Here is an 18,734-nt window from a genome sequence, read left to right as displayed (position 1 = left end):
CCGTCCCCTCAGGTCGTGAAGAAGCTGCCGGCGAGCGAGCCCATGGTGAGCGCCCAGCCATCGACCAGCACGAACAAGAGCAGCTTGAACGGCAGCGAGATCAGCGTCGGCGACAGCATCATCATGCCAAGCGACATCAGCACCGCCGCGACGACAAGGTCGATCACGAGAAACGGCAGGAAGATGAGGAAGCCGATCTGGAACGCGGTCTTCAACTCGCTGGTGACGAATGCAGGCAGCAGGACGGAGAAGGGCACGTCCGCCGGAGAGGCATAGGGCTGGTCCTTCTTCAGATTGGCGAAGAGCTGGATGTCCTTCTCGCGCGTCTGCCCCATCATGAAGGTGTGGAGCACCGCCCCGCCCTTTTCGACCGCCTGGTCGATCGGCATGGTGTTGGCGGCATAGGGCTTGAAAGCGGTCTCGTTGATCTGGTTGAGCGCCGGGCTCATCACGAAGAAGGTGAGGAACAGCGAAAGCCCGATCAGCACCTGATTGGGCGGGGTCTGCGCAAGGCCCAGCGCCTGCCGCAATATCGACAGGACGATGATGATGCGGGTGAAGGAGGTCATCATCAGGATGACGGCCGGCAGCACCGACAGCAAGGTCATCAGGACGAGGACCTGCAGCGACAGCGACAAGGGTTGGCGCGCGCCGGGGACCGCGCTTCCGCTCAACGCATCGGCCGCGAACTGCACCGCCGACGGCCCGGCGGGTGCTGCAGGCACCGCCGCCTGTGCATGGGCGAGCGTGGGGAGGAAAAGCGCTATGCAAACTGCGATCGTCATCCCGGCGCAGGCCGGGATCCATGAACGTCGAAGCCGACGGTTATGCGGGAAGGCCGTGTTCATGGATTCCCGCCTTCGCGGGAATGACAGAAAGGACGATTCACCGCGCATCGCCGCCCTCCTCCATGCGAAAGGCGGGGGCGGCGGTCTCGCTCAACAGATTCGCGCCCTGCTTGGTGACGGCGAGCAGCAGCCGCTTGTCGGCGAAATCGACCACGGCAAGGCGGATGCCGGGGGAAAGCACGATCGTTTCGGTGAGCCGCGCGACCGAGCGGGCGTTCCCCGCCCGTGCGCCGAGCGCGCCCAGATTATAGCGCTTGGCGAGCCACAGCCCGGCCACGATCATCGCGCAGATGAGCGGCAGCATGATCGCCAGCCGCAGCAAATAGTCCCAGATCAAGGTCCACCCCCGTCAAAAAGCTGACGCGTCAGATGTCCTTGACGCGCTCTCCCGGCGCCACGATGTCGGTAACCCGTACGCCGAAGCGCCCGCCGACCGTGACGACCTCTCCCTTTGCAATGAGTGTGCCATTCGCGAACACGTCGAGCGGCGCACCCGCCTGACGGTCCAGTTCGACGACGCTGCCCTCGTTCAGGTTCAGAAGATCGCGTATCCTCAGCTGCGCGCTGCCGACCTCCACCGAAAGGCGAACGTCGATTTCCTGAAGCAGCCGCAGATTGGGGCTGCCGTTCTTCCACAGCTCTTCGCCGCCGGGTTCGGCGGTTGCGGTGAGATTGTCTTCCATCTGGGTCATGGCTCCTGTGTCAACGGTTGGTCGCAGCGCTCGGCAGCGCGATGGACTTGATCTGGATGGCGGCGTTGCCATTGGCCTCGCCGGGCGTGCCGACGCCGAAAGTCGTCCGCTCCACCAGCAGATGCAGTTCTTCCGGCAGGCTGATGGGGATGACGTCGCCCGGCTTCAGCGCGACGATCGCGCGCAGCGGCATCGACGGTTCGGCAAGGATCGAGCGCACCGGCAGCTCGATGTCGAGCAAGGCCGCGCGCAGCCTCCTGTCCCAAAGCGCGTCGGGCTCTCCCTGTTCGGTGATGACGCGCATGCGGAGCAGCGGCAGCAGCGGCTTCAGCGACTGGAGCGGATAGACGAGGTCGACGGGCGAGCTTGTGCCGCGCGGGAGGGTGACGAGGAACCGGGTCACCACCACCACATCGTCCGGGTCGAGGAACGACAGGAACTGCGGATGGCTTTCGCTGCTGATCCGGCTGAACTGGAGGTCGAACACATCGGCCCATGCCGCGTTGAGCGCAGCGAACATGCGTTCGAGCAGCGCCTGGATCACGCGGTCTTCGGCCGGGGTAAAATCCGGCAGGCGGTGGACGGGCGGTTCACCCTTGCCGCCATAATAGGCGTCCACCAGCGCGCCGATCAGGTCCGGCTTCAGCACGGCAAGGCCCTGGCCCCTGAGCGGCTCCATGCGAATGATGTTGAGGCTCAGGAAATCATCGAAGCCGTCCGAATAATTCTCGAAGCTGTCGAGAAGCACCGGCGCGGCCGATACCTTGGGCTGCACCCGCAGCATTGGCTGGAACACCTGCCGCATTCCGCGCGCCAGCCGTTCGTTCAGCAGGTGGAGCGCGTGAAGCTCGCCGAAGCTGCGCTCCTCGTCCGATCCAAAGGCATAGGGCGCGACCTCGCCGTCCGGCATCACGCCCGCGTTCGATGCGATGCTGCCGTCGGCGATGCCCTGGCGCAGCGCCTCCAGTTCTTCCTGGCTGAGGTTGAGATCGGAGCTCATCGGTCGTCCTATTGGATCACGAAGCTGGTGAAATAGACCTGGCTGATGCCGCCGAAGCCTGTCTTTGCTTCCAGGGTCTCGTTGATGACGCCGCGCAGCCTGCGTTGCAGCGCTTCCTTGCCCTTGATGGTGGCGACATCGGCGGCGGTCTGTTCGGCAAGCACGCCGAGGATTGCGGAACGGATGGCGGGATCGTTCTTTTCGACCGCCTCGGTCACCTTGGAATCATAGGTGGTGGCGACGCCAAGCCCCACCTGGATATAGCGATTGGGGTCCATCAGATTGGAGGTGAACTCCTTCTTCAGCTCGAAATAGCTGGTCTCGTACTGGCCGTCGCCGTCGCTATCCACCTGATGCGGCGTCTCGCCCGCCGGTCTTTCCACCCGCTGCGGCCCGTCATGGGCGGGTTTGTGTGCGCCGCCGCCCAGCATGCCGCTGGAGGCTGCGAAATAGCCGCCGCCCGCGCCAGCGCCGATCAGCACCACGCCGCCGATCACGGGGATCAGCAGCTTCATCAGTCCGCCCTTCTTCCTGGGTTGGGGAGTGTCGCTCATATGCCTGTTCTCTGCCTGGTTCTGGTGATGGTCATGCGTAGCGTTCAAATGCGGTCAGCCGGGCCGTGCGGCGAACGGCGGCCGCCAGCGCCGATGGCGGCGCCTTGGCCATGAAGGGCGGCGCGTCCTGCTGCCTGCCCTGTCCCTCCCGGTCGGAGCCGCCGCCGACATCGACCGACGCCTGCTCCAGCTTCACGCCCCGATTTTCGAGCATCGCCTGAAGGCGCGGCGTGGCGTCGCCGATCAGCGACTGGGCAGCGGCCGTCTCCACCGTGAAATGCACCTTCGCCTGCCCGTCCTGCATCTCGAGCTTGATCGAGAGGTCACCCAGTTCGCGCGGGCGCAGATGGAGCCGCGCCTCGCGGTTGTCGCTTGCGATCAGCGCCTGCACATCATGGGACAGCCGGTCGACCCACTGGTCTTCCACCGCATTGCCGACCAGCAGATCGTCCATCACCTGCTGATGCGACGCCTGCTGGGGCGTGACGGACGGAGCCGGAGCCGCCACCGACGGGGTCTGCCCCGAAGGCGTCGTCAAAAGATGGCGCTCCGCCCCGGCGACAGTCGCGTGACTGCGGCCCTGATCGGGCGCGGGCGGGACCGGAGTCGCGGCCGCCTCATCGGCCTTCGCGCTTTCCGCGCGATTGCCTTCGCCCCGCGCAAGCTGCGCCTGATCGGATGCGGCTTCGGGAAGTTCCGGCAAAATCCTTCCGCCAGCCGGCTCCCCATGCACGGGATGGGCAGCGTCCGGCGCTTTCGCCGCTGGTCGTCCCTCGCCCTTCTGCACCGGCATGGCCGTGGGAAGGGACGACGCGACGGGCGGCACGACAGCCTCCCCTGCGTCGGCCGGGGGCAGATCGGCGGCAGTGTCGGTACGGACCGCCGGAACCGGCTGCGGAGAGGACGGTTCGTCCGCAGGAGCGGCGGCGGCCTGCATCGGCGGCGCGACGCCGATCACCGGCGCGGCCTGACCTGTATCCGGCGCAATCGCACTGATGTTCGCATCCGGCGCGGGCTTCTGATCCGTCTCTGTATCGGCGTCCGGCGCGGCTTCACCGTCCGTAATCTCGGGCGCGGCGGCGCTCGCTTCCGGCGGGAACGGAAGGGCGGCGGCCTTTTGCGGCTTCGCCTCCCCGCCCCTGACGGCCACGGCAAGCTGCTCGGCAATCTTCACGAACATCGGCGGCTCCCCGTCGCTTTCATCGAGTGCGGGCGTTGGGGGAATGGCGTCGCCGCTTTCCGCCTCAGGCGTCGGCTTGCCGACTGCCGCCGTCGGCTCCCCGACATGGGGTTGCGGGAACACGCCCAGCGCCTTCAAAAAGCTTGAGAAATCCTGCCCCGCTGCACGACTGGCGGTTTCGGAAGACAGCTCGGGCGTCGTGAAAATATCGCCCAGACCAGTCGCTTCGATGCCCATAATGCCTCCGTGAGCCTTGCTGTCAGCTAATCAGCAATAACCGTGCCAGTCCGGGACCAGCTCCGATCGGACTGGCGTCAGGGCTTGACGCGCCGCGGCACGGCGTTGCGCTCGGCGCGGCGATCCGCCTCGACCAGTTCCCCGGCCTCCGCGCGCGCCGCGAGTTCGTCGGCGGCGCGTTTGCGCATGTGCGCGGCGAGCGTTTCCGCCCGGGTTTCGGCAAGCGCCCGGTTCGCGCGGTCTTCGCGGTCGAGGGTCGCCGCCAGCGCCTTGCCGAGCCGTTCATATTGATGCGCGAGCGATTTCAGCGAAAAGCTCTCCGCCTCCGCTTCCACCGGCGTATAGGCGCGGCGCAGCGTTGCGATGCGGTTTGCCATCTGCCTGATCTGGTCGCGCTCGGTCAGCACCCGTGCTTCCTCGGCCAGCGCCTGCCGCTTCTGGAGCGATCGGATGCGTGCCACCCGCGCCAGCCGGTCGGCCTTGCCCCGCATCTCAGGCCCCGAACACTGCCGTCAGTTCGGCCACAGACGTCGCCATGTCGACGGGCTCGTCCTCTGGCTGCAACAGATATCCGGTTACATGCGGCTGGGCGGTAATCGCCTGGTCGAGCGCCTGATCGCTGCCGCGCGCATAGGCGCCCATCAGGATCAGGTCGCGATTTTCGTCGTAGAGCGCGGCTGCCCGCTTCAGAGCGCGCGCCGCCGCCACATGCTCGCGGGTTGCCACATCGGTCATCACCCGGCTGATCGAGGCGGCGATGTCCACCGCCGGATAGACGCCGCGCTCCGCCTGCGCGCGGGAAAGCACGATATGCCCGTCCAATATGGCGCGCGCAGTGTCGACCACCGGATCGCCGACCGTGTCGTCACCATCGGCGAGCACGGTGTAGAAGGCGGTGATCGACCCGCCGGTCTTTGCGTCATTGCCCGCCCGCTCGATCAGATTGGGCAGCAGCGAGATGACCGACGGCGGATAGCCTCGGGCGGTCGGCTGCTCGCCAAGCGCAAGGCCGATCTCGCGCTGCGCATGGGCGACACGGGTCAGGCTATCCAAAATCAGCAGCACATTCTTGCCCTGGTCGCGAAAATATTCGGCGATTGCAGTCGCGCGATGGGCCGCCCTGATCCGCATGATCGGCGAATGATTGGCGGGCACGGCGACCACCACCGAGCGGTCGCGCGCCGGGCCGCTGAGCTTGGTCGCAACGAAATCGGTCACTTCGCGGCTGCGTTCGCCGATCAGCCCCACCACCACGACATCGGCCATGGAATAGCGCGTCATCATGCCGAGCAGCACCGATTTGCCGACGCCCGAACCGGCGATAATGCCGACACGCTGCCCGCGTCCGAACGTGAAAAGCCCGTTGAGGGCGCGCACGCCCACGTCGAACGGCTCGGTCACCCGCGCGCGTTCCAGCGGGTTCTGGAGCCTGCCCGCAAGCGGCCATTCGGCCGATGTCTCCACCCGCCCCAGTCCATCCAGCGGCAGACCCGCGCCGTCGATCACCCGGCCAAGCAGGCCCGGCCCCACATCGACGCGCGACTGGTTGCTCACCGCCCGCACCCGTGCATCCGGAAGAAGTTCGGGGCGCTGGCCAAGCGCCATCAATATGCACCGCCCATTGCGAAAGCCGATGACCTCGGCCTCGGCCGAGTCCCCTGCGGTTTCGATGCTGCACACCGTCCCGACCGGAGCGGAAAGGCCGGACGCCTCCAGCAGCAGGCCGTCATAGCTTGTCAGCCGCCCGATCTGCTCGGGCGCGGTGTCGATGGTCAGCCTGCCCAATCCCGCCAGCATTCCGGCAAGATCGTCGGTCGCGGTCGTCACGCGGCAAGGCCCGCCGCGCGCAGTGCCTGTTCAAGCCGCGCGATGCGGGGCCGCACCCCGTCCTCGATCTCGCCGCCGCCAGCCTCCAGCCGGACGCTGCCGCGCGGCAACAGCGGATCGGCGGCGATGGTCAGATTGCGATAGCCGTCGGTCGCATCCTCGCCCACCGTCGCAATGTCGTCGGGATGGAGGTAGAGCCGCGCCGCTTCATGCGCTTCCTTCAAGGTTGAAAGCGCGCGGCCGATGCAGCCGTTGACGAAGGCCGGATCGGCGGCGACGTGCGCCTCGACGATCTGCGCGGTCAGATCCAGCACCGCCTTTTTCATCATCGGGCCAAGCGCGGCCTTGTCGATGGTGCGCGCCTCATCGAGGCTCTGCATCAGCGCCCGGCATTCGGCGATGATCATCTCGACCGCTTCCAGATTTTCCGCCTGGCCCGCCTCGAGCCCGGCCTGAAAGGATTCCGCGCGCGCGGCGGCAAGCTCTTCCTCGCGCGCAAGCGCGGGATCGATCTCGGGTTCCTCCGCTTGCGTCTCGCCATCCAGGCTGGTGACCGGCATCCGCGCGCGAAATCCCGCCATTCCGGCACCTACGAGCGAGGGGACGAACTCCCTCCGCTCCAGCGCGAACAGTTCGGTCAGCGACAGCGCCCGCGCGCCTGCCATGTCCATCGCCGCATCAGACATAATCGTCACCGGAACCTCCAAGCATGATCTGGCCGCTCTCACCCAGCTGGCGGGCGATGGCGAGGATGCGCTTCTGCGCGTCCTGCACCTCGCTCACTCGCATCGGGCCGGTCGCCTCAAGTTCGTCCTGCACGGTCTGGGCCGCGCGCTGCGACATGCAGCCGAGGAACTTGGCGCGCATTCGTTCGTCGGCGCCCTTCAGCGCGGGCACGAGCAGCGTGTTGTCGACCGAGCGCAGCAGCGTCTGCATGCTGCGGTCGTCAAGCGAGAGCAGATTGTCGAAGATGAACATCTGGTCCTGAATGGTCTGGCCGATGTCCTCGTCGATCCCGGTCAGTTCGCCGATGATCCGCCGGTCGGCCCCGCCGCGCACATGATTCATGATCCTGGCGGCGGCACTCGCCCCGCCGATGGTGGCGGAACGGACGGCTGCATTCGCCTTGATCTGCTTTTGCATCACCCGCTCAAGCTCGGCCAGCGCGTCGGGCTGGATCGAATCCAGCGTCGCCACCCGGTACATCATGTCGGCCTGCATATCCTCGGGCATCAGTTGCAGCACTTCGGCCGCAAGCCCGGCGTCGAGGTGCGACAGCACCGCCGCGATCACCTGCGGATGTTCGCCCTGAATGGTGGCGCTGATCGAGCGTGCGTCCATCCAGTCCAGCAGCTCGATGCCCTTTTGCGGAGTCGTCGCGCTCATCCGGCCAAGCACGCTGCCGGCCTTCTCCTCGCCCAGCGCCTTGACGAAGACGTTCTTCACATAGGGGCCGGTGCCAAGGCCGAGGCTGGTCTGCTCGCGGGCTGCAAGGATGAACTCGTCCAGCACATTGTTGACCGTGCCTTGATCGACATCGGCGATGGAATACATCGCCTGCCCCAGATTCTGCACTTCGCGCGGGTTCAGATGCTTCAGCAGATCGGCCGCCTCATCCTCGCCCAGCAGCATCATCAATATCGCGCTTTTCTGCGTGCCGGAGAGATGGCGCGGCAGCGCTGCGACTGCTTCCTCACTCATTGCTTGCCCCCTGTGGCGCTTCGCTGCGCAGAAGCTGGCGGACGACGTTGGACGCGCGCGCAGTGTCTTCCGCCACGAACATGCGGACCACGGCCACCTTGTCGTCATAGCTGTTGGTGGTGGTCAAAAGCTCCGGCGGAAGGCCGCCGCGCGGACGCAGCTTCTGGCGGATCGCCTCCATCGCCTGATCGTCGCCGGGGTTCAGCAGGATCGGCTGGCCCAGCGCGCCCGGAATGCGCGGGGTGTGCGCGGGGACTTCCATCGCCTTTTTCATGAAGGGCCGCAGCACCATGAAGAACACCAGCGCGAAGACGGCAAGCGCCGCGCCGATCTTCGCGACATCGGGAATCCAGGTATTTTCCTGAACGTCGATCTCGTACCAGGGCTGTTCGGGCGGGGTCGTGTCCGTGAACGGTCGGGCGGTGACGGTCACCACGTCGCCGCGCGCCGCGTCAAAGCCCAGCGTGCTCTGCACCAGCTTTTCGATCGCCTGAATGTCCTTCGGCTTCATGCCCTTGCCGTTTTCGCGCAGCACGATGGCGGCCGACACGCGCTTCACCTGCCCCATCGGCGCTCTGGTGACGGACACCTGCTTCCCGATTTCGTAATTGCGGGTGTAGCTTTCGTTGCGCGGGCCTGCGGAGGGTACGGCGGGCGCGGCCTCTTCCTCTCCCGGCGCGGGCTGGGCAGCGGCGGGCTGGGCAGCGGCGGCCTGCGGCGGCTGGACCGTGGCGGGCGGCGGCGCAATATTGCTGAGCGCGCCCGGCACGCCGCGCGGCGGAGCGCCTGGGCCGTCGCTGGCCTGCAGCGTACCCTGCTCGCTGCGGATGACGGCGTTTTCCTTGTCAAAGGCTTCGCTGGTCTGCTGGCTCTCGGTGAAATCGAGGTCCAGATGCACCTCGGCGCTGAAGTTTTCCGCGCCAAGCAGCGGAGTCAGCAACGACACCAGCCGCTGGCGATAGCTGTCTTCCATCTTGGTCTGGAAACCCAGCCGCTTGCGGCTTTCGCCAAACTCGTCGTCCGCGCTGTCGGGCGTCAGGAGCGTGCCGGACTGGTCCACCACTGAAACGCGATCGGCCGGAAGGCCCGGCACCGAGGAGGCGACAAGGTTCACGATCGATCGCACCTGCGCCTCACCAAGCACGCGGCCGGGTGCAAGCTTCAGGAAAACCGACGCGGTGGGCGAAGTGCGGTCGCGGACGAAGACCGATTGTTCGGGCAGGGCGAGATGGACGCGGGCCGATTCCACGCTGGCGATTTCGGCGACGCTTCGCGCAAGCTCGCTTTCCTGGCTCTGCTTCAGTCGCGCCTGCTCCAGCGCGCGGCTGGCGCCGAGCGGCATGTCGTTCAGCAGCTCATAGCCTTCGGGCGCTGAATGGGGCAGGCCTTGGCCCGCCAGCATCATCCGCGCCTTGTGATAATCGCCTGCGGGCACCTGAACGCTTCCGGTCAGGCTGTCGACGGCGGGATCGAAATTGGCCGCCTGCAACGCCTCCACCACCGCCGCCTTGTCTGCTTCGGGAAGGTTCGCGAACAGCGTGCGCATTTCAGGCGTGCGCGTCATGATATAGATGATCGCGACCAGCGCGAGCGCGAGCGTGCCAAGCACCATGGGCAGGCTGCGACGGATGGCCGGCTGGGCGAGGATCGCGCCTGCCTGCGCCTGAAACCGGCCCAGCGCCGGACCAAAAGGCTGCGGCGTTGAAACGGAGGCGGCCATGTTCGTCGTCTGGGCTGCGGCGTCGCTCATCTAATATGCTCGTTCATTGGCTGGTTTCCGGCTGGCATGCGGGCGGCGTCAGACCGGCATGTTCATGATGTCCTTGTAGGCGCTGAGCAGGCGGTTCCTGACCTGCAGCGTCGCCTCGAACGAGATCGACGCCTTCTGCCGCTGCATCATCACTGCGGCGATATCGGTGGTGTCACCGCGCTCATAAGCGGCGGACAAGGCGGACGAGCGCGATTGCTGCTCGTTCACCGCGCCCAATGCCTGCTGCATCGTCGCGCCGAAATCGGCGGGCTGCGCGGCGGCGGGCGCCGAAGCGCGGGCAAGCACGGCGTTGCGCTCCAGTATCTGGGAGCGGATGGCGAGCAGGCTCTTTGCGTCGATCGTGGTCATGGCAGGAGCATGAATGCAACTGCCGTGCCAAGCGTGAAAGGCGCGGTTTTGCGCGATCTTCGGAAGGCGGCAGCAGAAAACCGACGCGCTTCCCGTCGGTTTTCCGACTGCCTGCCGAGGATCAGATCGCCAGTCTCAACCCGGCATAGACCGCCCGCCCGTCGAGCGGCGAATAGACGGCCGAAGCAGGCGTCACGAGCGTCGCCGCCGATATGTCGGCCACGCCTTTCCTGTCGAACAGGTTACGCGCGTCAAGGAACACACTCGCGCGCTCATTGAGCCTCGCGGTCGCGCCGAGGTTTGCCACGGCATAGCCGCCCGCCCTTGTGGTGTTCGCATAATCGGCGCACGCCCCTTGCGGAATCCACTCGACCGAAGGCGTGACGCTGAACCCGCCCGCATCGAGGCGCAGTTCGGACCTGATCTGGTGGCGCGGCACCACCGGCAGGCGGTTATTCCCGTATTGGCTGTCGTTCCTGAAGCGGAAGTCGCTGTAATTGTAGATCTGGCGGAAGCGCAGCCCCTCGGCCGGCCGCAGTTCAAGCAATGCCTCGACGCCCTGATGCAGCGTCTTGCGCGCGTTGAACGTGCTTGCCGGAACGTCGGGATTGACGGTGTAGGCCAGAAGCTCGCCCCGCACCCATGCGCGATATGCCGACACGTCCCACGAAACCGGCCCGGCGCTGCCGCGCGAACCGACTTCGGCCGTCCAGCTTCGTTGGACATCCAGCGGCACGAACTGCTGCACCGTGCCCTGAACCAGCTCGGAAAAGGTCGGCACTTCGGCCGCACGGCTGACATTGGCGTAGAATTGCAGCGCCTCGGCCGGTTCGTAGAGCAGCCCCAGCTTTGGCGACCATTCGTCATAGGTGCGGCTGTCACCGCGGGCCGGGTTCAGCAGATCATCGGCCTTTCGCCTGCCGCTGGTGAACTGGATCCCGCCGACGGCGGTCAGCCCTTCGGCGATCGCCAGCCGCCCTTCGCCATAGGCCGCGATGCTATTGGCCGTGAGATCGGCCTTTGCCCGCAAATCGCCGCGCCTGCCGCCCATGTTCACATATTGCCGGGCGTCGACCGTGCCGAACTGCGCCTGCGCGCCAAGCGTCCATGCGAACGATCCGGCCCCGCCGGTCAACCGGGTGAACCCGCCCCAGTCGACCGTCTCATAGTCGATGACCTGAAAGATCGGATGGTAAAGGCTTTTCACATTCAGGAAGCCGCCGAACTCAAGCGCGGTCGCCCCGCCAAGCGAAATGACCGTCCTGTTCAGCGCCCGTGCGGAGCGTATGTTGCGCACATGGTCGTTCAGCCGGCTGTTGAGCGGTGCGGAACGCGGATTGGCCTTCACATCGGCAAGCGTCAGCGTGCCCGGCACCTCCTGATCCAGGTGGTTGAGCGTCAGGTAGAAGCGCGTCTCGGCGGCGTCCGACAGCCTGTAGCCGTAATTGGCGTTGAGCCGCACCTTGAACCCGCCGCTCTGCTGGCGATAACCGTCCGTGCCGCTGCCGGTCACGGCGATCAAGAGGTCGCCGCGCTCGCCGACATGGCCCGCCTTGGCATGGCCGCGCCATGTGCCGAAGCTGCCGCCTTCGACCCGCGCCTCAAAGCCGTGACCCAGCGTCCGCGCCGACGGAGTGACCGCATTGATCGCGCCGCCAAGGCTCGATGCGCCGAACCTGAGTCCATTGGCCCCGCGATAGACCTCCAGATGCGAGAGCATCAGCGGGTCGATCTCCTGAAAGTCGCCCGATCCGTCGGCGGTGTTCACCGGTGCGCCGTCGATCAGCAGCGTCACGCCGCGAAGGTGGAAGCCGCGGCCGATGCCCGATCCCCGGATCGAGAGCCGCGCCTCCTCGCCATAGCGGCCCTGCGCGAACACGCCCGGCGAGAAGGCGAGCATGTCGTGCAGGTTGACGGCGTGACCGTCGAGATAATCGGTGGCGGGCACCAGATCGACGCCCCCCGGCGTGCGCCGGATCGCGGCGGCGGCCACCTCGGGCGGCGGCACGGTCGCAAGCTCGGTCGCGTCAACGATGATCGGGGCGGCTTCAATTGCATTGGCGGCAGGGGCGCAAAAGCCCGCGAGGCACGCGCAGGAAAGCGCGGCGGAACGCATGTTCATTCTCTATTCCTCTGTACTGAAACGATAGACGCCGGGCAGCAGCCCGGTCGCAAGGCGTCAGGACAGGGTGGGCGGTCCAGTGGACGGCGGCGGCGGCGCGGGCGCGCCGACATGCGGGCGCGCTTCGGCCGGGACGCCGGACAGAAGCGTCGCCGCCTCGAACACCAGGGGCGCGACGGCGACGGCAAGTTCGGGCAGCAGCGGCATGGCCGCCAGCGCGCCATAGGGGCAGGGATCGTGCGCCGCCGGCTCCGGCTGCGCCTTGTGGAGATCAAGCCTGTATTCGACCGGCCCCTGCGCGGTGCAGAGCGTCAGCGTCAGCCCTTCGGGCGACGCCTGCGGCATCAGGCCGGGCGCGATGAGGATGCGGAAGGCAAGGCCGAGCGCAATCAGCGCCAGACCCAGTTTCCGCCCCCCGGCGGACATGCCCCCCTGCATCGTCATGGCAGGCGCGTTACGCCCGCGCCCACGTTTAGGCAAGCGGCAAGGTCATGCCGCCTTGCGCTTGCGCCGCCACGCGGTGAGCAGGAACTCGGTATAGCCATTGGCCTGTTCGCAGCCCTTGAAGACCAGATCGCAGGCGGCGTTGAAGGCCGCTCCGTCAAAGCCGGGCGCCATGGGCTGATAGAGCGGATCGCCCGCGTTCTGCCGGTCGACCACCTCGGCCATGCGCCTGAACGCGGCGCGCACCTCATCCTCCGTCACTACGCCGTGACGCAGCCAGTTGGCGACATGCTGGCTGGAGATGCGCAGGGTCGCGCGGTCTTCCATCAGGCCCACGTCGCGGATGTCCGGCACCTTGGAACAGCCGACCCCCTGGTCGATCCAGCGGACGACATAGCCGAGGATGCCCTGCAAATTATTGTCCAGCTCCTCGCGGATTTCCTCGGGCGACCAGTTCTTGCCCTCGGCGAGCGGCGGCTGGAGCAAGGGGCCAAGCCCGGTCTTGGGCCGCCCTGCCAGTTCCGCCTGCACCTGCGCGACATTCACCTGATGATAGTGGAGCGCGTGGAGCGTCGCGGCCGTTGGCGAGGGAACCCAGGCGGTCGACGCCCCCGCCTTGGGATGTCCGATCTTCTGCTCCATCATGCCCGCCATAAGATCGGGCATCGCCCACATGCCCTTGCCGATCTGGGCGTGGCCCTGAAGGCCGCACGCAAGGCCGATATCGACGTTCCGGTCCTCATAGGACTTGATCCATCCAGCCGCCTTGATCGCATCCTTGCGGATGACGGGGCCTGCCTCCATCGAGGTGTGGATTTCGTCGCCCGTCCGGTCGAGAAAGCCGGTGTTGATGAAGAACACCCGGTCGCGCGCGGCCGCGATGCAGGCCGCCAGATTGGCGCTGGTCCGCCGCTCTTCGTCCATGATGCCCATCTTCAGCGTGTTGGGGGCCATGCCCAGCATCGCCTCCACCCGCGCAAAGGCTTCCGACGTGAACGCCACCTCTTCCGGCCCGTGCATCTTCGGACGCACGATATAGACCGATCCGGCGCGGCTGTTCCGCAGCTTCCCCAGGCCTTTCAGATCATGCAGCGCGATCGCCGAAGTGATCGCCAGATCAACGAGGCTTTCGGGCATTTCATTGCCCTGAAGGTCGGTGACGGCGTCGGTCGTCAGATGGAGGCCGACGTTGCGGATCAGCATCAGGCTGCGGCCCGGAAGCGTCAGCGTTCCGCCGCCCGCCGTGCTGTAGCTGCGGTCGCCCTCCAGCGTCCGCTCCAGCTCCCGGCCCTGCTTTCCGAAGCTGGCGGAAAGCGTGCCCCGCATCAGGCCCAGCCAGTTTCCGTAAAGCAGCAGCTTGTCCTCAGCGTCGACCACGGCGACCGAATCCTCGCCGTCCATGATCGTGCTGAGCGCGGCTTCCACCTGCACATCGGCGACACCGGCGGGGTCGGTTCGTCCGATCGAATGATCGCGGTCTATCCGGATTTCTATGTGGAGCCCGTTGTCGACCAGAAGGATCGCGTCGGGCGCGCCCGCATCGCCGCGCCAGCCCGCCAGCTTCGAAGGATCGGCAAGCCCGGTCTTCGCGCCGCCGCCGAGAGTCACTGCAAGCACGCCGTCGTCAATCGCATAGCCCGCCGCGTCCGCATGACTCCCCTCGCGCAAGCCGACGGCCTGATCGAGGAAGCGCCTGGCATAGGCAATCACCTTCGCGCCGCGCGCGGGATTATAGCCGCCCCCCTTTTCCGCGCCGTCCGCCTCGGAAATGACATCGGCGCCATAGAGCGCGTCATAGAGGCTGCCCCAGCGCGCATTCGCCGCGTTCAGCGCATAGCGGGCGTTGGTGAGCGGCACGACGAGCTGAGGCCCGGCGAGAGTCGCGATTTCAGGATCGACACTGGCGGTGCCGACGGAAAAGGCGTCCGGTTCCGGCTGGAGATAGCCGATCTCGCGAAGGAAGGCCTCATAGGCGGCCGCATCGAACGGCCAGGGATTCGTGCGATGCCATTCGTCGATGCGCGCCTGAAGCATGTCGCGCTTGTCCAGCAGCGCGCGGTTGCGCGGCGCAAAGGCGGTCAGATAATCGGACAGGCCTTTCCAGAAGGCGTCCGCCTCCACGCCTGTGCCGGGCAGCACCTGATCGTTGACGAATTGATAGAGCGGCTCTGCAACCGCGATCTCACCGGAGCGGACATGGGTCATGGCGATACTCGAATGTTGGATGGTGTCCCGCGCAGGATAGGGCCTCGCGAACCTTTTCAAAAGGTCACATATTTCAAATCACCTGATCCATTGTATTGAAAATGGCGACCCGTTAAAGCGCGGCTCATGGCACTGGACGATCTGGAAATACTGGTGCGCGTGGTGGATGCCGGCAGCCTGTCGGCGGCGGGGCGGGCGCTTGGCTTCACGCCCGCCATGGTCTCCAAGCGGATCGCCCGGCTGGAGCAAAGGCTGGGCGCGCGCCTTTTGCAGCGCACCACGCGCAAACTTGCGCCCACCGAGACGGGGCGCGCCTTTTATGAACGGGCGGTGGCGATCCTTTCCGCCGTCGAAGATGCCGAGGCGATGGTCGCCGGCAGGTCCGAGCGCGCGCGCGGCCCGCTCAAGGTCACGGCCCCCACGTCCTTCGGCCGGCTTCACATCGCCCCCCATCTGAAGCCGTTTCTGGACGCCAATCCGGAAATAGAGCTTGAGCTGGACCTGACCGACGATTTCGTCGATCTGGTATCCTCGGGAATCGACATCGCCGTCCGGATCGGCACGCTTCCCGATTCCAGCTTCATCGCGCAGCGCCTCGCGCCCAACCGGCGGATGCTGTGCGCGACGCCCGGCTATATCGCCGATCATGGGGAGCCGCTTGAGCTGGCCGGTCTGGCAAGTCACCGCCTGCTCGCCGCCTCGCATCAGACGCCCTGGCGGCTGCACGGGCCGGAGGGGGCGGTGGTCTTGCCGGTCGAAAGCGTGATACGAACCAATTCAAGCGAAGTGGTGCGCGAGGCCATGCTTGCCGGGATCGGAATCGCGCTCCGTTCAAGCTGGGACGTGGCGGCAGAACTCAAATCCGGCGCGTTACGGGTGGTTCTGCCCGATTATGGCGGGGCAAGGGACGCCGCGATATTCGCGGTCTATCCCAGCCGCAGGTTGATGCCGCCCGCCGTGCAGCACTTCATCCGCTTCCTGACCGGCCTCTACGGCCCGTCGCCCTATTGGGAGCGCGGCTGAACGCCGCCTCAGGCAGCCTTGGCGGGTATAAGCGACTTTCCGCCCGCGACTTCGAGCAGGCTCTTTTCCAGCGTCTTCAGCCGCTGCTGGCTGGTGATCTTCTCGCCGATAAGGTCGGTCAGATAGAAAACGTCCACCGCCCGCTCGCCATAGGTGGCGATATGCGCGCTATGGATCGTGACCTTGGCCTGGAACAGCGCATAGGTGAGGCTGCCGAGCAGCGCCGGGCGATCGCGGGCGTTGACCTCGATCACGGTATAGCGATTGGACGCGCGGTTATCGATCAGCACATTGGGCTCCACCGTGAAGGCGTCGGCCCTGAGCCTCGGCAGCGGCCGCTGCGACAGCCGCTGGGCCATGCGGTGCCGATTGGTGAAAGCCTCCTCGATCGCGCTCACCAGCCGCCGCAGCCGCTCCGGATCGTCCAACGGACCGCCGAGCGGGTCCTGAACCAGAAGATTATCCAGCGCCATGCCGTCGCGCGTGGTGTGGATGCGCGCGTCAATGATGTTGCCGCCGGCGACGCCGATCGCGCCCGCCAGCCGGTAGAACAGCCCCGGATGATCGGCGGCGTAGACCGTCACCATCGTCGCCCCCCGGTCGGGATCGACATGGGTGGCGATGTTGAGCGATTTGCCCGCTGCATCGGCGTCCGCGACAAGCTGCGCGTTGCGAAGCAGGACATCGGGCGTCTCGGCAATCCAATAGGCGTCGACAAAGCGCTTGCGATAGGCCTGAAAGGCCTTTGCGGACCAGCCGAGTTCGCCCGCCAGATTGCGCTGCTTCACCTCGATCCGGACGCTGCGGCCGGTCTGCTTGTGGCCCAGCCGGAGCACCTCCTCCGCCGCCTCGTACAGGTCGCTGAGGAGTTGGCGCTTCCATCCGTTCCACACGGCCGGCCCGACCGCGCGGATATCCACCACCGTCAGCACCAGCAGCAGACGCAGCCGCTCCGGGCTCTGCACTATTTCGGCGAAATCGAGGATCGTCTTGAAGTCCGCAAGGTCGCGCCGAAAGGCGGTCGACGACATCAGCAGATGATATTCGACAAGCCAGGCGACGGTTTCCGTCTCCGCCGGAGTCAGGCCCAGGCGGGGGCAGAGGTGCCGCGCGACATCCGCGCCAAGCACGCTGTGATCGCCCCCCCGTCCCTTTGCAATGTCGTGAAGCAGGACCGAGACATAAAGCGCGCGGCGGGACACCACCTTGCGCATGATGGCGGACGATAAAGGATGGTCGTCGTCAAGCTCGCCGCGCTCGATCTTTCCAAGCAGCCCGATCGCGCGGATCGAATGTTCGTCCACCGTATAATGATGGTACATGTCATATTGCATCTGGGCCACGACGCGCCCGAAATCGGGTATGAAGCGGCCGAATACGCCCGCCTCGTTCATCCAGCGCAGCACCGTTTCCGCGTCGCGCGTGCTCGTCAGCACATCGAGGAACAGGGCGTTTGCCCGCGGATCGCGCCGGACGCGGGCGTCGATCAGCCCGATATCCCTGCCCGCCTGACGCATCGTCAGCGGATGGATCGCAAGCCCGTGCAGGTCGGCGAGGTGAAACAACTCGATCAGCCGCACCGGGTCTTCGGAAAAGAAATCGTCGCTGGGTGCTGCAAGCTTTCCCCGGTCCAGCATGAAGCCGTTGAGCTTCTTGGGCGAGCGGCGGATCGACGGCAGGCCGAAGCGGCGGCTGCGCGCGGCGAACTTCTCGTCGAGATGGGCGAGGAACAGCCCGGTCAGATCGCCGACCTGCTTTGCGATGAGGAAATAGTGCCGCATGAAACGCTCGACGCCCGACATGCCGGGCCGGTCGGAATAGCGCATGCGCCGGGCGATTTCGGGCTGGACGTCGAAGGTCAGCCGTTCCTCCGGCCGCTTTGCGACGCAGTGCAGGTGGCAGCGGACCGCCCAGAGGAAGTTTTCGGCCTTCTGGAACTGTCGTAGCTCGGCGCGGGTCAGCAGCCCCTGCTCCACAAGATCGGGCACCGACTGGGTCTGATAAGCAAACTTGCCGATCCAGAAGAGCGTGTGCAGATCGCGCAGGCCGCCCTTCCCTTCCTTCAGATTCGGCTCGACGACATAGCGGCTGTCGCCCATGCGCCTGTGCCGTTCGTCACGCTCGGCCAGCTTGTCGGCGACGAAGCCGCGTGCATTTCCCGCCACTACTTCCTTCAGGAAGCGGGCGGTCGCCTCGTCATAAAGCGACTGATCGCCCCAGACATAGCGCGCCTCCAGCAAGGCGGTGCGGATGGTGAGATCGGACTTGGCCATGCGCACCATCTCGTCCAGCGAGCGGCTGGAATGGCCCACCTTCAGCCCCAGATCCCACAGGGTATAGAGGATCGATTCGATCACCTGCTCCCCCCATGGCGTCTGCTTCCAGGGCGTCAGGAACATGATGTCGACGTCGGAAAACGGCGCCATCTCGCCGCGCCCATAGCCGCCCACCGCCGCCAGCGCGAGCCGTTCGGCAGCCGTCGGGTTGTTCAGCGGATAGAGCCTGCCGGTCGTGAAATCGAACAGCAGGCGCAATATCTGGTCGGTGAGAAAGGCGTGGGATGCCGAAATCTCCGAGCCCCGGCCGGGATTCGCCTCCAGCCGCCGGTTGATCTCGGTGCGCCCCTTGTCCAGCGCCTCCTTCAGAATCTGCGTGGCCCGCTGGCGTCGTATCGAGGCGTCGCCATCGTCGCCAAGCTCGATCAGCGCATCGGAAAGGTCGCGCCGATCGATGATCGCGCGGCGATGCGGAATGGATTCGAAACGCCAGGACATTGTTGATA

General features: G+C 66.1%; 17 protein-coding genes. 1 reads left to right on the top strand and 16 read right to left on the bottom strand.

Annotation, left to right across the window (positions count from 1 at the left end; all coding sequences use genetic code 11):
* Positions 1 to 8: 8 nt before the first annotated feature.
* From fliP to BSL82_RS17160, 15 genes are all read right to left on the bottom strand, one after another.
* The gene (fliP, locus tag BSL82_RS17230) at positions 9 to 785 is read right to left on the bottom strand and encodes a flagellar type III secretion system pore protein FliP (RefSeq protein WP_193408590.1); all 777 of its coding nucleotides are present in this window, start codon (positions 783 to 785) and stop codon (positions 9 to 11) included.
* A gap of 100 nt (positions 786 to 885) precedes the next feature.
* Entirely contained in the window at positions 886 to 1,185 is a 300-nt protein-coding gene (locus BSL82_RS17225; RefSeq protein WP_072598460.1) for a FliO/MopB family protein, read from the bottom strand.
* 28 nt (positions 1,186 to 1,213) lie between these two features.
* Positions 1,214 to 1,540, bottom strand: coding sequence for a flagellar motor switch protein FliN (gene fliN, locus BSL82_RS17220; RefSeq protein ID WP_072598459.1), 327 nt, complete (start codon positions 1,538 to 1,540; stop codon positions 1,214 to 1,216).
* A 10-nt stretch (positions 1,541 to 1,550) separates the two neighbouring features.
* Positions 1,551 to 2,540, bottom strand: coding sequence for a flagellar motor switch protein FliM (gene fliM, locus BSL82_RS17215; protein ID WP_072598458.1), 990 nt, complete (start codon positions 2,538 to 2,540; stop codon positions 1,551 to 1,553).
* A gap of 8 nt (positions 2,541 to 2,548) precedes the next feature.
* On the bottom strand, positions 2,549 to 3,094 hold the full coding sequence (locus tag BSL82_RS17210; RefSeq protein WP_072598457.1) for a flagellar basal body-associated FliL family protein: 546 nt from the start codon (positions 3,092 to 3,094) through the stop codon (positions 2,549 to 2,551).
* Positions 3,095 to 3,125: 31 nt separating this feature from the next.
* The gene (locus tag BSL82_RS17205; protein WP_072598456.1) at positions 3,126 to 4,511 is read right to left on the bottom strand and encodes a flagellar hook-length control protein FliK; all 1,386 of its coding nucleotides are present in this window, start codon (positions 4,509 to 4,511) and stop codon (positions 3,126 to 3,128) included.
* Between the two features lie 77 nt (positions 4,512 to 4,588).
* Complete coding sequence (locus BSL82_RS17200; protein ID WP_072598455.1) at positions 4,589 to 5,002, bottom strand: hypothetical protein; 414 nt, start codon at positions 5,000 to 5,002, stop codon at positions 4,589 to 4,591.
* Between the two features lies 1 nt (position 5,003).
* Positions 5,004 to 6,308, bottom strand: a complete 1,305-nt coding sequence (locus BSL82_RS17195; RefSeq protein ID WP_072598875.1) for a FliI/YscN family ATPase — start codon at positions 6,306 to 6,308, stop codon at positions 5,004 to 5,006.
* Positions 6,309 to 6,334: 26 nt separating this feature from the next.
* The gene (locus BSL82_RS17190; protein ID WP_072598454.1) at positions 6,335 to 7,024 is read right to left on the bottom strand and encodes a FliH/SctL family protein; all 690 of its coding nucleotides are present in this window, start codon (positions 7,022 to 7,024) and stop codon (positions 6,335 to 6,337) included.
* Complete coding sequence (fliG, locus tag BSL82_RS17185; protein WP_072598453.1) at positions 7,017 to 8,039, bottom strand: flagellar motor switch protein FliG; 1,023 nt, start codon at positions 8,037 to 8,039, stop codon at positions 7,017 to 7,019. Before fliG ends, BSL82_RS17190 begins: the two co-directional genes overlap by 8 nt.
* Positions 8,032 to 9,789: a flagellar basal-body MS-ring/collar protein FliF gene (gene fliF / locus BSL82_RS17180; protein ID WP_072598452.1), complete on the bottom strand. Its 1,758-nt coding sequence runs from the start codon at positions 9,787 to 9,789 to the stop codon at positions 8,032 to 8,034. Before fliF ends, fliG begins: the two co-directional genes overlap by 8 nt.
* Positions 9,790 to 9,837: 48 nt before the next feature.
* Positions 9,838 to 10,158 carry a flagellar hook-basal body complex protein FliE gene (gene fliE, locus BSL82_RS17175; protein WP_072598451.1) on the bottom strand — a complete coding sequence of 107 codons (321 nt, stop codon included), beginning with the start codon at positions 10,156 to 10,158 and terminating at the stop codon, positions 9,838 to 9,840.
* Between the two features lie 121 nt (positions 10,159 to 10,279).
* Positions 10,280 to 12,280, bottom strand: coding sequence for a TonB-dependent receptor family protein (locus BSL82_RS17170; protein WP_072598450.1), 2,001 nt, complete (start codon positions 12,278 to 12,280; stop codon positions 10,280 to 10,282).
* 57 nt (positions 12,281 to 12,337) lie between these two features.
* Positions 12,338 to 12,724, bottom strand: a complete 387-nt coding sequence (locus BSL82_RS17165; RefSeq protein ID WP_083579276.1) for a hypothetical protein — start codon at positions 12,722 to 12,724, stop codon at positions 12,338 to 12,340.
* Positions 12,725 to 12,769: 45 nt separating this feature from the next.
* On the bottom strand, positions 12,770 to 14,929 hold the full coding sequence (locus BSL82_RS17160) for a malate synthase G (RefSeq protein WP_072598873.1): 2,160 nt from the start codon (positions 14,927 to 14,929) through the stop codon (positions 12,770 to 12,772).
* A 126-nt stretch (positions 14,930 to 15,055) separates the two neighbouring features.
* Between BSL82_RS17160 and BSL82_RS17155 the strand changes: the two genes are divergently transcribed.
* Complete coding sequence (locus BSL82_RS17155; RefSeq protein ID WP_072598449.1) at positions 15,056 to 15,952, top strand: LysR family transcriptional regulator; 897 nt, start codon at positions 15,056 to 15,058, stop codon at positions 15,950 to 15,952.
* Between the two features lie 8 nt (positions 15,953 to 15,960).
* Here BSL82_RS17155 and BSL82_RS17150 read toward each other — a convergent pair whose 3' ends face one another.
* Entirely contained in the window at positions 15,961 to 18,726 is a 2,766-nt protein-coding gene (locus tag BSL82_RS17150) for a [protein-PII] uridylyltransferase (protein ID WP_072598448.1), read from the bottom strand.
* Positions 18,727 to 18,734: the final 8 nt, after the last annotated feature.

The organism is Tardibacter chloracetimidivorans (genome assembly GCF_001890385.1).
GTDB lineage: Bacteria > Pseudomonadota > Alphaproteobacteria > Sphingomonadales > Sphingomonadaceae > Tardibacter > Tardibacter chloracetimidivorans.
This window is presented reverse-complemented; position numbering and strand designations above follow the sequence as displayed.

What these genes read in the sequence shown, in the direction of transcription:
- BSL82_RS17165 (WP_083579276.1), bottom strand. Translation starts at nt 12,724, where the DNA reads ATGACGATGCAGGGGGGCATGTCCGCCGGGGGGCGGAAACTGGGTCTG.
- fliM (WP_072598458.1), bottom strand. Translation starts at nt 2,540, where the DNA reads ATGAGCTCCGATCTCAACCTCAGCCAGGAAGAACTGGAGGCGCTGCGC.
- fliG (WP_072598453.1), bottom strand. Translation starts at nt 8,039, where the DNA reads ATGAGTGAGGAAGCAGTCGCAGCGCTGCCGCGCCATCTCTCCGGCACG.
- BSL82_RS17170 (WP_072598450.1), bottom strand. Translation starts at nt 12,280, where the DNA reads ATGAACATGCGTTCCGCCGCGCTTTCCTGCGCGTGCCTCGCGGGCTTT.
- BSL82_RS17205 (WP_072598456.1), bottom strand. Translation starts at nt 4,511, where the DNA reads ATGGGCATCGAAGCGACTGGTCTGGGCGATATTTTCACGACGCCCGAG.
- BSL82_RS17200 (WP_072598455.1), bottom strand. Translation starts at nt 5,002, where the DNA reads ATGCGGGGCAAGGCCGACCGGCTGGCGCGGGTGGCACGCATCCGATCG.
- fliP (WP_193408590.1), bottom strand. Translation starts at nt 785, where the DNA reads ATGACGATCGCAGTTTGCATAGCGCTTTTCCTCCCCACGCTCGCCCAT.
- fliF (WP_072598452.1), bottom strand. Translation starts at nt 9,789, where the DNA reads ATGAGCGACGCCGCAGCCCAGACGACGAACATGGCCGCCTCCGTTTCA.
- BSL82_RS17210 (WP_072598457.1), bottom strand. Translation starts at nt 3,094, where the DNA reads ATGAGCGACACTCCCCAACCCAGGAAGAAGGGCGGACTGATGAAGCTG.
- BSL82_RS17190 (WP_072598454.1), bottom strand. Translation starts at nt 7,024, where the DNA reads ATGTCTGATGCGGCGATGGACATGGCAGGCGCGCGGGCGCTGTCGCTG.
- fliN (WP_072598459.1), bottom strand. Translation starts at nt 1,540, where the DNA reads ATGACCCAGATGGAAGACAATCTCACCGCAACCGCCGAACCCGGCGGC.
- fliE (WP_072598451.1), bottom strand. Translation starts at nt 10,158, where the DNA reads ATGACCACGATCGACGCAAAGAGCCTGCTCGCCATCCGCTCCCAGATA.
- BSL82_RS17150 (WP_072598448.1), bottom strand. Translation starts at nt 18,726, where the DNA reads ATGTCCTGGCGTTTCGAATCCATTCCGCATCGCCGCGCGATCATCGAT.
- BSL82_RS17155 (WP_072598449.1), top strand. Translation starts at nt 15,056, where the DNA reads ATGGCACTGGACGATCTGGAAATACTGGTGCGCGTGGTGGATGCCGGC.
- BSL82_RS17195 (WP_072598875.1), bottom strand. Translation starts at nt 6,308, where the DNA reads ATGCTGGCGGGATTGGGCAGGCTGACCATCGACACCGCGCCCGAGCAG.
- BSL82_RS17160 (WP_072598873.1), bottom strand. Translation starts at nt 14,929, where the DNA reads ATGACCCATGTCCGCTCCGGTGAGATCGCGGTTGCAGAGCCGCTCTAT.